Source organism: Mesopusillimonas faecipullorum (assembly GCF_020539505.1).
Classification (GTDB): Bacteria; Pseudomonadota; Gammaproteobacteria; order Burkholderiales; family Burkholderiaceae_B; genus Mesopusillimonas; species Mesopusillimonas faecipullorum.
The window spans coordinates 59,263-74,990 of record NZ_JACDXW010000007.1 but is presented as its reverse complement, the minus strand read 5'-3'; the positions used below and the strand labels follow the sequence as shown (position 1 = coordinate 74,990).

Annotated in this window: 14 protein-coding genes; 9 read left to right on the top strand and 5 right to left on the bottom strand. The window is 58.8% G+C overall.

The annotated features are described in order from the left end of the window. Window positions 1-115: 115 nt before the first annotated feature. The 7 genes from cyoA to H0484_RS13155 all read left to right on the top strand — a co-directional run bounded on the left by cyoA (window position 116) and on the right by H0484_RS13155 (window position 7,257). A complete protein-coding gene (cyoA, locus tag H0484_RS13185; protein ID WP_226955105.1) occupies window positions 116-1,186 on the top strand; it encodes a ubiquinol oxidase subunit II in 1,071 nt (356 codons plus the stop codon). Window positions 1,187-1,337: 151 nt separating this feature from the next. Beyond that, a complete protein-coding gene (gene cyoB / locus H0484_RS13180; RefSeq protein WP_226955104.1) occupies window positions 1,338-3,332 on the top strand; it encodes a cytochrome o ubiquinol oxidase subunit I in 1,995 nt (664 codons plus the stop codon). Beyond that, the gene (cyoC, locus tag H0484_RS13175; protein ID WP_226955103.1) at window positions 3,325-3,966 is read left to right on the top strand and encodes a cytochrome o ubiquinol oxidase subunit III; all 642 of its coding nucleotides are present in this window, start codon (window positions 3,325-3,327) and stop codon (window positions 3,964-3,966) included. Before cyoB ends, cyoC begins: the two co-directional genes overlap by 8 nt. Continuing rightward, window positions 3,963-4,364, top strand: a complete 402-nt coding sequence (gene cyoD, locus H0484_RS13170) for a cytochrome o ubiquinol oxidase subunit IV (RefSeq protein ID WP_226955102.1) — start codon at window positions 3,963-3,965, stop codon at window positions 4,362-4,364. Before cyoC ends, cyoD begins: the two co-directional genes overlap by 4 nt. A 29-nt stretch (window positions 4,365-4,393) precedes the next feature. Next, entirely contained in the window at window positions 4,394-5,224 is an 831-nt protein-coding gene (locus H0484_RS13165; RefSeq protein ID WP_226955101.1) for an SURF1 family protein, read from the top strand. Between the two features lie 50 nt (window positions 5,225-5,274). Beyond that, complete coding sequence (locus tag H0484_RS13160; protein ID WP_226955100.1) at window positions 5,275-6,642, top strand: ATP-binding protein; 1,368 nt, start codon at window positions 5,275-5,277, stop codon at window positions 6,640-6,642. 33 nt (window positions 6,643-6,675) lie between these two features. Next, window positions 6,676-7,257 carry a response regulator transcription factor gene (locus tag H0484_RS13155; RefSeq protein WP_226955099.1) on the top strand — a complete coding sequence of 194 codons (582 nt, stop codon included), beginning with the start codon at window positions 6,676-6,678 and terminating at the stop codon, window positions 7,255-7,257. A 29-nt stretch (window positions 7,258-7,286) separates the two neighbouring features. On the opposite strand, the gene ssb is transcribed toward H0484_RS13155, so the two are convergent. Together ssb and H0484_RS13145 are read right to left on the bottom strand one after the other, a co-directional pair. Then, on the bottom strand, window positions 7,287-7,796 hold the full coding sequence (gene ssb, locus H0484_RS13150; protein ID WP_226955098.1) for a single-stranded DNA-binding protein: 510 nt from the start codon (window positions 7,794-7,796) through the stop codon (window positions 7,287-7,289). A 133-nt stretch (window positions 7,797-7,929) separates the two neighbouring features. After that, complete coding sequence (locus H0484_RS13145; protein ID WP_226955097.1) at window positions 7,930-9,153, bottom strand: MFS transporter; 1,224 nt, start codon at window positions 9,151-9,153, stop codon at window positions 7,930-7,932. 112 nt (window positions 9,154-9,265) lie between these two features. Between H0484_RS13145 and uvrA the strand changes: the two genes are divergently transcribed. Both uvrA and H0484_RS13135 read left to right on the top strand, forming a co-directional pair. Then, window positions 9,266-12,121, top strand: a complete 2,856-nt coding sequence (gene uvrA, locus H0484_RS13140) for an excinuclease ABC subunit UvrA (RefSeq protein ID WP_226955096.1) — start codon at window positions 9,266-9,268, stop codon at window positions 12,119-12,121. Between the two features lie 60 nt (window positions 12,122-12,181). After that, window positions 12,182-12,868 (top strand): tellurite resistance TerB family protein, encoded by a 687-nt coding sequence (locus H0484_RS13135; RefSeq protein WP_226955095.1) that lies wholly within the window; start codon window positions 12,182-12,184, stop codon window positions 12,866-12,868. Here H0484_RS13135 and H0484_RS13130 read toward each other — a convergent pair. The 3 genes from H0484_RS13130 to H0484_RS13120 are packed head-to-tail and all read right to left on the bottom strand — an operon-like array spanning window position 12,865 to window position 15,717. Beyond that, window positions 12,865-13,986 carry a deoxyguanosinetriphosphate triphosphohydrolase gene (locus tag H0484_RS13130; RefSeq protein WP_315859977.1) on the bottom strand — a complete coding sequence of 374 codons (1,122 nt, stop codon included), beginning with the start codon at window positions 13,984-13,986 and terminating at the stop codon, window positions 12,865-12,867. The genes H0484_RS13135 and H0484_RS13130 overlap by 4 nt on opposite strands. Before the next feature lie 10 nt (window positions 13,987-13,996). Then, window positions 13,997-15,085, bottom strand: coding sequence for a 3-dehydroquinate synthase (aroB, locus tag H0484_RS13125; RefSeq protein ID WP_226955093.1), 1,089 nt, complete (start codon window positions 15,083-15,085; stop codon window positions 13,997-13,999). Further along, the gene (locus H0484_RS13120; protein ID WP_255645185.1) at window positions 15,082-15,717 is read right to left on the bottom strand and encodes a shikimate kinase; all 636 of its coding nucleotides are present in this window, start codon (window positions 15,715-15,717) and stop codon (window positions 15,082-15,084) included. The genes aroB and H0484_RS13120 overlap by 4 nt, the downstream gene beginning before the upstream one ends. Window positions 15,718-15,728 lie beyond the last annotated feature (11 nt).

Below are 15,728 nucleotides of genomic sequence, written 5' to 3'. Positions count from 1 at the left end.
CGGCGCTGTTAAGTTGCTCTGGTTTTGTCCACTGGGACAAAATGTCCAATGTCGCGCCGCCTTGTTCAAGTATATGCTCCAACCTTATCGGCAACCAAGCACGTAACATCCCGGCATGCCTCGCTCCAAACTTATACGCCTTCTCTCCCTCTTCTCGCTTGCCGCCCTGCTTACGGGCTGCAAGGCAGTCGTGCTGTCTCCTTCGGGCGACATTGCCATCCAGCAACGCGACCTCATCTACATTTCCGTCGCACTGATGCTTATAGTCATCGTGCCGGTCATGTGCTTGACGGTCTGGTTCGCCTGGCGCTATCGGGCTTCAAACACCGAGGCCAAATATGCACCCGACTGGCATCACTCCACCCTGATCGAGCTCGTGGTCTGGTCCGTACCCCTGCTGATCATCATTGCGCTGGGCGCCATTACCTGGGTTACGACTCACAAGCTAGACCCTTATCGCCCTCTGGATCGCATTTCCGCCACCGAACCGCTGCCCGCCGACGTCAAGCCACTGGTCGTGGAAGTCGTTTCACTCGACTGGAAATGGCTCTTTTTATATCCCGAATACAACATCGCTACCGTCAACGAGCTGGCGGCACCGGTAGATAGGCCGATTCAGTTCAAGCTGACGTCCTCTACGGTGATGAACTCCTTCTACATCCCCGCACTGGCCGGCCAAATTTATACGATGGCAGGTATGCAGACACAATTGCATGCCGTTATCAACGAAGCAGGCATTTATAAAGGCTTTTCGGCCAACTATAGCGGCGCCGGCTTCTCTTGGATGAATTTCAAGTTCCACGGACTGTCGCAGCCAGACTTCGATCAATGGGTTAACCGTGTACGTCAAAGCGACCTGACCCTCGATCGCGTCACCTACCTGCAGCTCGAAGCACCTAGCGAGCGCGAACCTATCCGTTATTACGCCAGCGTCTCCGATGGGCTCTACAACGCCATCCTGAACCGCTGCGTAGAACCGAATCGTATGTGCATGCGCGACATTATGGCGGTCGATGCTCAAGGTGGTCTGGGCTTGCCCGGCACCGTGCACCTGGCCACACTGGATACGTTGACGCGTAGCAAGTTGGGCCTTGAAAGCGCACCTGAACGTACCTACGTCAGCGCCATCTGCACCATCGATGACCCTGCCTTTGCTTCGCTGCAATTGATGAACGCTGTGCGCTAAGCCGGCGCGTCGCCCAAGCTTCATCCCTTAGCGGGAGATGTTCAGGCGTGCAGTCCGCCCTTCGGGCCGCATGCCGCAGGCGTAGCGTGGGGGCTTTTTTTCAACCAAGGGAGCACCACCCAGTGTTCCCGGTTTTGCCGTTGTCTGACCCATGGACTTGAATACCCTACTTCTGGGGCGCCTTGGCTGGGATTCCTTCCCACTCCACGACCCCATTATTCTTTCGACCTTCGTGGTTGTCATGCTGGGCGGTATCGCCCTGCTAGGCGCCCTGACCTATTTCAAGGTCTGGGGCTACTTGTGGAGCGAGTGGTTCACCAGCATTGACCACAAGAAGATCGGGATCATGTATATGATTCTGGGCATCATCATGCTGCTGCGCGGCTTTGCCGATGCCATCATGATGCGCCTACACCAGGCCATGGCTTTCGGCGACAACATGGGTTACTTGCCGCCGCACCACTACGACCAGATCTTTACGGCGCACGGCGTCATCATGATCTTCTTCGTAGCCATGCCGCTGATCACGGGCCTGATGAACTATGTCGTGCCCCTGCAAATCGGCGCGCGCGACGTGGCCTTCCCCTTCCTGAACAACTTCAGCTTCTGGATGACGACATCGGGTGCCGTACTGGTCATGGCCTCGCTGTTCGTGGGCGAATTCTCCACGGCCGGCTGGCTGGCTTATCCGCCGCTTTCCGGCGCAGAACAGAGCCCTAGCGTAGGGGTGGATTACTACATATGGGCGCTGCAGATAGCGGGCGTGGGTACCACGCTATCAGGCATCAACCTTATCGTTACCATCATCAAGATGCGCGCCCCTGGCATGCAGATGATGAAGATGCCCGTGTTCACCTGGACGTCGCTGTGCGCCAACGTTCTGATCGTGGCCACCTTCCCCATCTTGACTGCGGTCTTGGCCCTGCTTAGCCTTGACCGGTATCTGGACATGAACTTCTTCACGAACGATCTGGGTGGCAACCCCATGATGTACGTGAACCTGATCTGGATCTGGGGCCACCCCGAAGTCTATATCCTGATTCTGCCGCTGTTCGGCGTGTTCTCCGAGATTGTTGCCACCTATAGCGGCAAGCGTCTGTTTGGCTATACCTCTATGGTGTATGCCTCCGTGGTCATTACCGTGCTGTCTTACCTGGTTTGGCTGCACCACTTCTTTACCATGGGGTCGGGGGCCAGCGTCAACTCCTTCTTCGGCATCGCGACCATGATCATCTCGATACCGACCGGGGCCAAGGTATTCAACTGGCTGTTCACCATGTATCGGGGCCGTATCCGCTTCGAAGTGCCCATGATGTGGACTGTTGCCTTCATGCTGACCTTCGTTATCGGCGGTATGACAGGTGTCATGCTGGCGATTCCGGCAGCCGACTTCGTCTTGCACAACAGCCTCTTCCTGATCGCCCACTTCCACAACGTCATTATCGGTGGCGTGGTGTTCGGTATCTTTGCCGCCATCGTCTACTGGTTCCCCAAGGCTTTTGGCTACAAGCTTGATCCGTTCTGGGGCAAATGCTCGTTCTGGTTCTGGGTCACCGGCTTCTGGGTCGCCTTCGCGCCCTTGTACGTGCTGGGTTTCATGGGCGTTACGCGCCGCGTCAGCCACTTCGACGACCCCTCGTTGCAAATCTGGTTCCAGATTGCAGCTTGCGGTGCCGTGTTGATTGCACTGGGTATTGCTTGCTTCCTCATCCAATTGGTCGTCAGCTACCTGCGCCGTGACTCGCTGCGCGATACCTCGGGCGACCCTTGGGATGGCCGTACCCTGGAATGGGCAACGTCCTCTCCTCCTCCCAGCTATAACTTTGCGTTCACACCACTGGTACACGAAGGCGACGCCTGGTGGCAAATGAAGCAGCACGGTGCTGAACGCCTGACCAAAGGTTTCTTGCCCATCCACATGCCCAAGAACACCGGTGCAGGCATTATCTTGGCGGGCCTGTGCACCGTCATGGGTTTTGCCCTGATCTGGCATATGTGGCTGTTGGCCGGACTGAGCTTCCTGGCCGTCATTGGTGGCTCCGTCTACCACACCTTCAATTACAACCGCGACTACTACATATCGGCTGAAGAAGTCGAAAGCGTCGAGGCCGAACGTACACGTCAGCTCGCTAGCAACCATGTCTGATTCCACTACCCTTCATCATCCGGGCGCCTCCGGCGCGCCCGGGAAAATGTCCTTCTTCCTGAAGAAAGAGCATCATCCTCAGCACGGCACCTCTTTGGGGTTCTGGATCTACCTGATGAGCGATTGCCTGATCTTCGCCATCTTGTTCGCGGTGTATGCCGTGCTGGGCCGTAACTATGCGGCCGGCCCTTCGGGCGCCGACCTCTTCGACCTGAAGTTAGTGGCGATGAACACGGCAATGCTGTTGCTGTCTTCCATCACCTACGGCTTTTGCATGCTGGAAGCTCAACGCAACCGCTTGCGCGCCGCCATGGGCTGGTTGGCTGTCACCGGCTTGTTCGGCCTGGCCTTCCTGGGTCTTGAACTCTACGAGTTTGCGCATCTGATTCATCTGGGTGCCGTGCCCCAGCGCAGCGCCTTCCTGTCGGCCTTCTTTACCTTGGTTGGCACTCACGGTCTGCACGTCACCTTCGGCGTCATCTGGCTGGTAACCCTGCTGTTCCAATTGAAAAAGCACGGTCTTGTTCCCGCCAACCGTCGCCGCCTGATGTGCTTGTCCATGTTCTGGCACTTCCTTGACTTGATCTGGATTGCCGTCTTTACCTTCGTCTACCTGATGGGAGTCCTGCCATGAGCACTCACCAAAATCTCGCACACCACGACGACCATCACGAGCACCACGAACACCATGACGACGGACACGGAGAAATCACCTTCCGTGGCTACATGACGGGTTTTATCCTGTCCGTCATTCTTACCGTCATTCCGTTCTGGCTGGTCATGGACAACGTGATCGAAAGCTCCGGCACGACCGCACTGGTCATTCTACTGATCGGCGCCGTACAGATGGTTGTGCACATGGTGTACTTCTTGCATATGTCCCCCAGCGCCGAAGGCGGCTGGAATATGTTGGCCTTGGTGTTTACGATCATCATTGTGGTTATCGCGCTGGCCGGCTCACTGTGGGTGATGTACCACTTGAACACCAACATGATGCCTGACATGATCCACGACATGCAGAAAATCCTGTAAGCAAGGCGGCAAGGTAACGGGGCTTCCCCATGCTTAAACCTAATGCATCGTCGCCCGCCGCCCGGGCCGATGGCCGGGGCCGGCGTCCGATGAGGATGACGGCCCTGATCATTTGGGGCCTGCTGGCTCTGACAGCGTTCTGCGGCTTTATCGCCCTGGGCGTATGGCAAGCCGAACGGCGCGTCTGGAAGCACGAGTTGGTCGAACGCGTGGAAGCTCGTATTCAGGCCCCAGCTACCGCCGCACCTGCGCAAAGCGCATGGGCCGACGTACTCGCCGCCCCTCAAGACTACGAGTACCTGCGGGTAAAGCTGGAGGGCAGGTTACGCTACGATCAAACCACGCTGGTAGAAGCCAACACCGTGCTGGGTAGAGGCTACTGGGTGATGACGCCTTTGCAGACCCCGGAAGACGATATCGTTTTCATCAACCGGGGCTTTGTCCCCCGAGCCCAGCCCAACGACTCATGGCGCGACGCGCCCACCCCTGCCCAAGCACTGTCGCTGACCGGCCTGCTACGCCTAAGCGAGCCCGAAGGGACATTTTTACGTAGCAACGAACCCGCTCAGGGGCTTTGGTACTCGCGCGATGTCGAGCAACTGGCTTCTTACCTGGGACTGAAGCCCGTTGCCCCCTACTTTATTGATGTACAGGCTCAAAAGCCTGTACCGCCCGAGCTGACGATAGAGCCTCCCACCCGCCTGCCCAACGAGATGCTCCCCGTCGCGGGCCTGACAGTCATCAAATTTCCAGATAACCATCTGATGTACATGCTGACGTGGTTCGGGCTGGCAATCATGGTGGCCGCAGCCTCTGCCTACGTCATACGCGAAGAATATCGGCTGCGTCGGTCACGCTAAGAAAAGCTGGGCGAGGCATACCTGAACCGCAAGGTTTACACTGCACGCTCATGAGAACCACGATGATGCCTACCGCAGCCGGCCAAGAAATCACACTGCCAGACCCAGACGGCGCCGCCGGCTATAAAAATATGCAGCAGCTGATTTTGCTGCGCTGGATAGCCGTGCTGGGGCAGATTGCCACCATCGGGACGGCCTATTTTCTGTTTGAGATACCGCTTCCCATAGACATCATGCTGACGCTGGTGTTGGCGCTGGCCGCCTTCAACGCAATCAGCGTGCTTAGGTTGCAAGCGCGACGCCCCGTCACCAATATGGAGCTACTGGTAGCCTTGCTGGTAGACGTGGGGATACTAACAGCGTTGCTTTATTGCAGCGGTGGCACCACCAACCCCTTTATCTTTCTTTTCTTGCTACAAGCCGCGCTGGCGGCCGTGTTGCTTCAGCCTTGGTCCACCTGGGTAGTGGTGGGTGTTACCGCCTGCTGCGTGGCGGGCCTTGCCTTGGCCAGCCAACCCCTGGATCTACCCTTGGATCACGATATGGGCCTGACCAGCCCTTACATTCAAGGCCTGCTGCTATGTTTTGTGCTGAACGCCGCATTATTGGTCGTGTTCATTACGCGCATCAACCACAATCTGCGCGACCGCGATCAGCATCTGGCTGCCTTGCGCCAGCGTGCCGTCGAAGAAGAGCATATCGTGCGCATGGGCTTGCTCGCCTCGGGGGCTGCGCATGAACTAGGCACGCCTTTGTCCACCCTTGCTGTGATTTTGGGAGATTGGCGCCACATGCCGCCATTTACCGATGATCCCGAGCTGGGTCAGGAAATCAGCGAGATGCAGATACAAGTGGCACGCTGCAAAGCCATCGTCACCGGCATCTTGATGTCAGCCGGCGAAACACGCGGCGACTCACCCACAGAAACCACGGTGCACCAGTTTCTTGAGTTTGTAGTCGAGCAATGGCGCGCCACGCATGGCGCTGCCAAGCTGGTGTATGACAACCACTTCGGGCCGGACGTACGCATTATTTCAGATTCGGCGCTGCAGCAGATGGTGGGCAACGTCTTGGACAACGCATTGGAAGCCTCGCCTGCGTGGCAGCGCCTGATCGTGGATAGGCAAGACGATACACTGATGCTAACCATACAGGATGCCGGCCCCGGTTTTTCGCCCGATATATTGGCGCAATTGGGCAAGCCTTATCAGTCCAGCAAGGGCCAAACAGGCAGGGGCCTGGGTTTGTTCCTTTCCCTCAATGTGGCGCGTACGCTCGGGGGCCGCCTTAGTGCGCAAAATCTGCTGAATGGCGGCGCCGCCGTCACCATCACGCTGCCGCTTTCTACGCTGTCCCTAAGCGAGTCACAGCCCGAGGCAATAGCAAGTACCACCGTAGCGCCCCCTCAAGCACCGTAGGAGATAATGAGCCTTGCGAAGCAGGAGTCATACATGAGCGATACCCCCGAAAGGCTGGTGCCCCAGGAGGCCGCCCCCACCCAGCCCCCACGTGAATTACTGCTCGTCGAAGACGACGACGCGTTTGCACGTACCTTGGGACGGTCGTTCGAGCGGCGCGGCTATCGCGTTACCCGCGCCCACAGCCTGGAAGACATGCACGAAAAGCTGGCGCAGGTATCGCCCAGCCATGCCGTGGTCGATCTGAAGTTGAAAGGCGAGGCTTCCGGCTTGGCCTGCGTGCAAGCCTTGCACGAGCATGATGCCAAGATGCTGATCGTGGTGCTGACAGGTTTTGCCAGCATTGCCACCGCCGTCGAAGCCGTCAAGCTGGGGGCTTGCCACTATTTGGCCAAGCCCTCTAATACCGACGACATAGAAGCCGCCTTTCAGAGCTCCGCCGGCAATGTTGAAGTCGCCGTTGATGCCAGGCCTTCATCCATTAAAACGCTGGAGTGGGAACGCATACATGAAACCCTGGCTGAGACAGGGTTCAATATCTCGGAAACCGCACGACGCTTGGGTATGCACCGCCGCACATTGGCGCGCAAGCTAGGTAAGCAGCAGGTGCCTTGAGGCCCGCCTGCGACAGGCGGGGCCAATGTTTAGAACGGAATATCGTCGTCCAAATCCGCCAGGTTGGCGGCTGCGGGGGCTTGCGGCGCTGCGGGGCGCTGTGCGGGTGCAGCGGGACGCTGACGCTGAGGGGGTGGCGAGTTGAAGTCGGACGAAGAACCACCGCCCATGCCACCGCCGCCCATGGAAGCATCGCCACCGCTGTCGCGGCCACCCAGCATTTGCATCTGGTCGGCGACGATTTCTGTGGTGTAGCGGTCTTGACCGTCTTGACCTTGCCATTTGCGCGTTTTCAGGCGGCCTTCGACATACACAGGGCGGCCTTTGCGCAGGTATTCACCGGCAATTTCGGCCAGGCGGTTGTAGAACACAACGCGGTGCCACTCGGTCTCTTCGCGGCGTTCGCCCGAGGCCTTGTCTTTCCATTGGGAACTGGTGGCAATCGTGATGTTGCAGATGGCGGCACCATCGGGGCTGTAGCGGACTTCGGGGTCGCGCCCCAGGTTGCCTACGAGTATGACTTTGTTGACGGATGCCATGTTTGCGTATTCCTGAAATATGAAACCGATGCCGCCTATTATCGGACATTTAGCGGCCTAGCGCAGGTCGTTGCGTAATGATACGGATGGAGTTTTCGGTCACGCGGAGAGCCGAAAAGCACCGCGTGAAGCCTTAAGCCTTATCCGCGGAAGGGCCCTGCACAGCGCCCATGCGACGACCCACCACATACCAAAGCAGGGCCAGGCAGGCGGTGAGCCAAAACACTGCGGCATAGCCGCGAGACACCAGCAGGCCGCCGATGGCCGCCCCCGCAAATACGCCCAGCGCTTGGGTGGTGTTGTAAAGGCCCAGGGCCAAGCCTTTATAAGAAGGAGGCGCCAAACGTGAGACCAAAGAAGGCTGCAAGGCTTCCAGCACGTTGAAAGCCACGAAGAAGGCCACTAGCCAGGCTACGGTGGCCCATAAGCCCATGGGATAAGCCAGGGCCGCCAGCACAACGACCAAGCTTGCCACACAGACGAGTAGCGTGCCGCGATGGCAGCGCCGGGTTTCGGTAACAAACACCACCGGCACCATGAAAACGAAGGACATCAAAATAATGGGCAGATACACCTGCCATAGCTGCGCCGCTTGATAAGCACCCCGTTCGGCCAACATGACAGGCGCGACCATGAAAATGGCCATCAAGATGAAGTGCAGGCAGAACACCCCAAAATTCAGCCGCAGCAGGTCGCCATGCGTGAGAACGTCGCGCAAGCGCACCTGAACAATGGGGGTGGGCGTACGCGGAACGGCGGGAACCACCCAAGCGGCAATCAGCAAACAAACAAAGCCCAGCAGCGTGATGGCCCAGAATAAGCCTGACAGACCGAACTTACCCGTTAACACTGGCGACAGCACCAGCGATGCGGCAAACGACAAACCTATGGAACCGCCCACCATGGCCATGGCACGCGTACGCACCTCGGGCCGAGTGGCGTCGGCGACCCAAGCGGTGATGGCCGCCGATACCGCGCCCAAACCCTGTATGACGCGCCCGGCAATGACCCATTCGATATTTGGGGCCAATGCACACACGGCGCCCCCCACGACAAAGAGCACCATGCCGGCCACCACCACCGCCCGGCGCCCGTAGCGATCGGAGGCCATCCCCAAAGGTATCTGTAATACAGCCTGCGCCAACCCATAAGCACCCAACGCCAGCCCCACCTTAAGGGCATCGTCGCCGCCAGGTATGGACAGCGCCGCGACGGCAAAAACAGGCGTCAGCAAAAACAGGCCTAGCATGCGCGCAGCAAACAACAGCGCCAACATCATGCTGGCGTGGCGTTCCTGGGCGGTCAGCTTAAGCTTAAGAGGCTGGTTAGCGGCAGGGTCTGCCGGTCGACTCGTCATAGATTCCTGAAAATGGGCTCAGCGCGCTATAGTAACAAGTTAAGCTTCATTTGCGCATCCGGGGCCAAGCCCGCTATATCAGCATGTGGGCCCAACCGCTTTCAGGAACTTGATGGACGCCATCCGCATCCGGGGTGCCCGCACCCACAATCTCAAAAACGTTTCCATCGATTTGCCTCGGCGGCAGTTGATTGTCATGACCGGCCTATCAGGCTCAGGCAAATCGTCTCTGGCGTTCGACACGCTTTACGCTGAAGGCCAGCGGCGATATGTAGAAAGTTTGTCGGCCTACGCCCGGCAGTTTCTGCAACGCATGGATAAACCCGACGTCGATTTGATCGAAGGCTTGTCTCCCGCCATCGCCATCGAGCAGAAGTCCGCCAGTCATAATCCTCGCTCCACGGTGGGTACCGTGACCGAGATTCACGACTACCTGCGGCTGCTGTACGCACGGGTGGGCACGCCTCACTGCCCCGAGCACGGCGTACCGCTGCAAGCCCAGAGCGTCAGCCAGATGGTAGACACCATACAGGGCTGGCCGGCGGAAACCCGCGTGGCCATTCTGGCACCTCTGGCGTGGCCAGAGGGCGGTTCGTTGGCGGATTTACGCGCCGGCCTGCAAGCCCAGGGCTTCGTGCGCTTGCGCATCGGCACCGAGATCATGGATATCGACACCCTGCCCGCCGCCCTGCCCGAACTGCCTACGCAACAAACCCCTTTGGCGGTGGTCGTCGACCGCCTGCGCGTGCGCCCCGACACCACTCAACGCTTGGCTGAAAGCTTTGAAACCGCTTTGGCTCTGGCAAATGGGCGCGTGTTGGCCTGGGACCTGGACAACGGCAAAGAGCAGGCTTTCTCGCTGCATTACGCCTGCCCGGTATGCGACTACCGCCTTGAAGAGCTAGAGCCGCGACTGTTCAGCTTCAACAACCCGGCTGGCGCCTGCCCAAGCTGCGACGGCCTGGGGACCCAAGATTACTTCGACCCACGCAAAACTGTTGCCTTCCCCGAACTGGGTTTAGGCAGTGGCGCCATTCAGGGTTGGGATAAACGCAACGAGTTTACGCACGCCATGCTCAACAGCTTGGCTGCCCATTACGGCTTCACCCTCGAAACCCCCTTCAACGAGCTAACGCCCGAACTTCAGCATAAGGTGCTGTACGGCTCGGGGGACGAATCCATTGCTTTCATCTACCCTGGTCGCAAAGGCCAAAAAGCGGTAGAGCAACACCCCTTCGAAGGGGTCATACCCAATCTTGAGCGCCGTTGGCGCGAAACCGACTCGCACGCGGTGCGCGAAGAATTAGGCAAGTTGCGCAGCACGCGCCGCTGCCCCGATTGCGATGGCACGCGTTTACGCATTCAAGCCCGCAATGTCTTGATAGGCGATGAAGTCGGCCAGGGTCAGCGTCGGGGCTTGGCGATTTATCAGATTGAATCCCTGCCCCTGAAAGCCTGCCAGGGATGGTTCGAGCAACTGTCGCTCAGTGGCGCCCGCAAAGAGATTGCCGATCGTATCGTGCACGAAATCCGAGCACGGCTTTCTTTCTTGAACAATGTCGGCTTGGGCTATCTTTCGCTGGATCGCAGCGCCAACACGATCTCGGGCGGCGAAGCCCAGCGCATCAGACTGGCCAGCCAGATAGGCTCAGGGCTTTCTGGGGTCATGTACGTTCTGGACGAACCCTCTATCGGCCTGCATCAGCGCGATAACGACAGGCTTATTGCCACCTTGCGCCACCTGCGCGACCTTGGCAACAGCGTCATCGTCGTCGAGCATGACGAAGACATGATACGCAGCGCCGACTATGTGGTGGATATGGGCCCAGGCGCCGGAGAGCACGGCGGACAGATCGTCGCCCACGGCACCCCCGAGCAATTGGCCGCCGACCCCGATTCCCTCACAGGGCGATATCTAGGCGGCGCCCTGCGCATCGCCATCCCCGAGCGCCGTCCCGTTACGCCGGAAGGGGACTGGCTGCGTTTGACGGGCTGCACCGGCAACAACCTGAAGTCTGTGGACCTGGCCGTGCCCGTTGGCAGGCTGGTCTGTGTGGCGGGTGTATCGGGCTCAGGCAAGTCTACTTTGGTCAATGACACGCTGGTCAACGTCATGGCGCATGCTCTGCATCGCAGCCAGGCCGAACCTGCCCCCTACGCCAGCATCGAGGGGCTCTCGCTGTTCGACAAGATCATCAGCGTCGACCAAAGCCCCATCGGGCGCACGCCCCGTAGCAACCCCGCCACCTATACCGGCTTGTTCGGCCCCATACGCGATCTGTTCGCCGAGGTACCTGAATCCCGCGCACGCGGCTACGACCCGGGACGCTTCTCCTTCAACGTCAAAGGCGGGCGCTGCGAAGCCTGCCAAGGCGATGGGGTAGTCAAGGTCGAAATGCACTTCCTGCCGGATATGTATATTCCCTGCGACGTCTGTGGCGGTAAACGCTACAACCGCGAAACCCTGGATATCCGTTACCGAGGCCGCAACATCAGCGAAGTGCTGGAGCTGACCGTAGAGCAAGCGCTGCATAACTTCGAGGCCGTGCCTACCATTGCACGCAAGCTGCAGACCTTGCAAGACGTGGGGCTTTCTTACCTGCGGCTGGGGCAAAGCGCCACCACGCTATCAGGCGGCGAGGCCCAACGCGTCAAGCTGTCGCAAGAGCTCTCCCGGCGCGGCACCGGCCGTACCTTGTACGTGCTGGATGAACCCACTACCGGCCTGCATTTTCACGATATTGCCTTGCTGCTGGAAGTACTGCGTCGCCTGGTTGACCAAGGCAATACCGTGCTTATCATCGAACACAACCTGGACGTCATCAAAACAGCGGATTGGGTCATAGACATGGGCCCGGAAGGCGGCCAGGGCGGAGGCGTGATCGTGGCTCAAGGCACCCCGGAAGATATCGCCGAAAACCCCGCCAGCCACACAGGAAAATATCTGAAGCCCTTGCTGGCGGTCTGAACCATTATGAGCATCCCCGGTCAGACTTAGCTTACCGCTCATCTAACCGAGGAATAAAAAATGTCTATTCAAGCCATGCTGCAGCAGCTGCTTCAGTCAGGTCAAGGCATGCTCAATAATGCCGCCCAACCTGCCGACACACCACCAAAGGGTTCTAAGCTTGGGAGCTTTACCGGCGGCGCGCTGGCCGGCGGTGCCTTGGGCATGCTGATGGGCAACAAGAAATTCCGCAAGATAGGGGGTAAAGTCGCCACCTACGGCGGCATCGCCGCTTTGGGCGCCTTGGCTTATCGGGTTTATCAAAACTCGCAGAACAAGCAACAACCGCAAACAGCACAAGGGCAAGCCGCCGCGCCTGTTACGCCCCAGGCCTTTGCTCAACTGCCCGCCCCCGAGATCGAGCAGCATAGTCGCAATGTGCTGGCCGCGATGATCGCCGCCGCCAAGTCTGACGGCCATATCGGCCCCGAAGAACAGCAATTGCTAGACGTGGAATTCCAAAAATTGCAGGGTTCGGCGCAAGATCAACAATGGGTCACCCAGCAATTGGCCAGCCCTGCCGACCCTGCTGCCATCGCAAAACTGGCAGCCACCCCCGAGCAAGGGGCTGAAATCTATCTGGCCAGCGTGCTAGTGACCGACGCCGACAGCTTCATGGAGCGCGCCTATTTGGATGAGCTGGCACGCCAACTGAACTTGGCGCCGGAACTGAAACAGCAGTTGGAGCAGGCCGCACAGCAGGCTTAATCCATCCGAAACAGTTCGCGGTGTTCGCGTATGGCGAATCGGTCGGTCATGCCGGCGATGTAGTCTGCAATAGCGCGAGCTTGCTCAAGCTCACCGTCTCGCCGGTAATCGTTGGGCAATAGCCTGGGATCGTCCATGAAGGCGTTGAAGAGCTCGCGCACAATACGGCGTGCCTTGGTCGTCATGCGCATCACACGTGTATGACGGTAGAGGTTGGCCATGAGAAAGCGCTTAAGCGCATCTGCCTGGGCACGGATAGAGACGGAAAACGCAGCCAGCACAGGCATCTGCCTGACGGCATCAGCGCTATCGGGACGGTAACGCTGAATATTCACCAAGGTGGTGCGGGTGAGGTCTTGCACCAGGGTGTTGATCATTGCCCTGATGGTTTCGGCAATCGCACGTCTTTGGGGTAGGTTGGGATACCGACGCATGACGGCGGCATAGTGGGTGGCGAAGATCTCCAGCATTTGCAGCTGTTCTACGCTTATCAGCCCCGAGCGTAAACCATCGTCTATATCGTGGTTGTTGTAGGCGATTTCGTCGGCCAAATTGGCCACCTGCGCTTCCAATGAGGGTTGTGAACCCCTCAGAAAGCGCTCGCCTACATCGCCCAACTGGCGCGCGTTGCGGGCGGAACAATGTTTAAGTATGCCTTCGCGGGTCTCGAAACACAGATTCAAGCCATCAAAAGAGGCATATCTTGCCTCCAGGGTATCAACCACACGCAAGCTTTGCAGATTGTGCTCGAAGCCCCCCGCCTCGGGTGCGCGCTCGCGCATGCAGGCGTTCAGCTCGTCCTGACCGGCATGACCGAAGGGGGTATGACCCAGGTCGTGCGCCAGGGAAATGGCTTCTATCAGGTCTTCGTTGAGCTGCAGGTTGCGCGCCAGCGTACGGGCAATCTGGGCGACCTCTATGCTGTGCGTTAACCGGGTACGGAAAAGATCGCCTTCGTGGTTGATGAAAACCTGCGTTTTGTATTCCAGTAGACGAAAGGCATTGCAATGAACAATGCGGTCTCGGTCGCGCTGAAAGTGTGTGCGCCCTTCGGGCGCCGCCTCGGGATGCGGACGCCCGCGGGTGTGGGCGGGATCGCAAGCATAGGGCGCCAGCACAGCCGCGCCTTCAGGCCACGTCGACCGCTGCAACGGCTTGCAGCACAGCACGCACCTCGTCGTCGGGCACGTTTTGGCACACGGCCTCGCCCACCCTAGGCACCAACACGAATCGCAATTGCCCGCCTTCGGTTTTTTTATCTACCCGCATTAACGACAACCAGCGCTCGACGTCCATAGAAGGCGGCACAGCCGGACAGCCTATGGCCTCGACCAGTGCACGCACCCGTGCGACATCAGAGGCAGGCAAGCCATGGATGCGTGCGGAAAGTTCGGCGGCCAACACCATGCCACACCCGACCGCCTCGCCGTGTAGCCATTCGCCATAGCCCAGCCCGGCTTCGATCGCGTGGCCAAAGGTATGGCCGAAATTCAAGATGGCTCGCAAGCCCGATTCCCGTTCGTCTTGGCCTACGACATGCGCTTTGAGTTCGCATGAGCGTTGAATGGCATGGCTGATGGCTTGGGGCTCAAGCGCGCGCAGTGCAGCGGCGTTCTCTTCGCACCAGGCAAAGAATTCCGCATCGATGATAAGACCGTATTTAATGACTTCGGCCAAACCGGCACTGATTTCACGTGCGGGAAGCGTGCGCAACACATCGGTATCGATCTGCACAGCGACGGGCTGATAAAACGCCCCCACCATGTTCTTGCCCAGCGGATGGTTGATAGCGGTTTTGCCCCCTACGGAAGAGTCCACTTGGGCCAGCAAAGTCGTGGGAACCTGAATGAACCGCACACCGCGCATATAGCAGGCCGCCGCAAACCCCACCATGTCGCCAATGACGCCGCCGCCCAGGGCGACCAACACCACCTTGCGATCGCAGGGGTAGGCCAGCAGTGCGTCGAAAATCAGGTTAAGCGTTTGCCAGTCTTTGTAGGCCTCGCCGTCTGGCAGCTCGATGCGCAGCACCGGCTTGCCCGTAGTGGCCAAAGCATCGTGCACTTGGCTGCCATAGTGCGTAGCGATGGTAGGGTTGGTAATCAAGGCGATGGCCGTTGCATCAGCCGGCACACTTTGCGCGATGGTCGACAACTGGCCCGGGGCGATGTGAATGGGATAACTCCCGCCCGGCGTCTCGACTTGAACCGTTTTCATGTTTTTTCCTCGTAGGCTTTCAATTGGGCGGCCAACCGGGTAACCGCTTGCAGCACCGGTAATGTACCGGTATCAAAGGCCAGATGCGCGACTTCTTCGTATAAAGGGGTGCGCAGGGCCAGCAACTCGGCCAGCCGCGCGCGCGGGTCGGCTGTTTGCAACAAAGGGCGTTGCCTGTCGCGCGCCAGGCGGCGATAGAGTTCGTCGGCCTCGGCGCGCAAATAAACCACAGTGCCACGCTCTTTTAAGTAAGCGCGATTTTCATCTACCAATACGGCACCGCCACCCGTGGCCAGCACGATTCTGGGCTGACGGGAGAGCTCTTCCAGCAACTGCGTTTCACGTTTGCGGAACCCTGCCTCGCCTTCGATGTCGAAGATCACAGTAACAGGCACGCCGCAGCGTGCTTCCAGCGCTTGGTCAAGGTCTATGAAGCCCCGGCCTAGCTCTTTGGCCAAGCTGCGCCCTATTGTTGTTTTCCCGGCACCCATCATTCCCACCAAGAATATGGGGCGATCGCCAGAACCCTTGGGCAATGGCTCGTAGTTTGGGTCAGCGGGGGTCGCAACGGCCTCAGGTAGCGTTTTCAGGCCCCCTGTGCCTTCATCCTGTATGCGTAAAGGTTCACTCATTTGTGTATTAT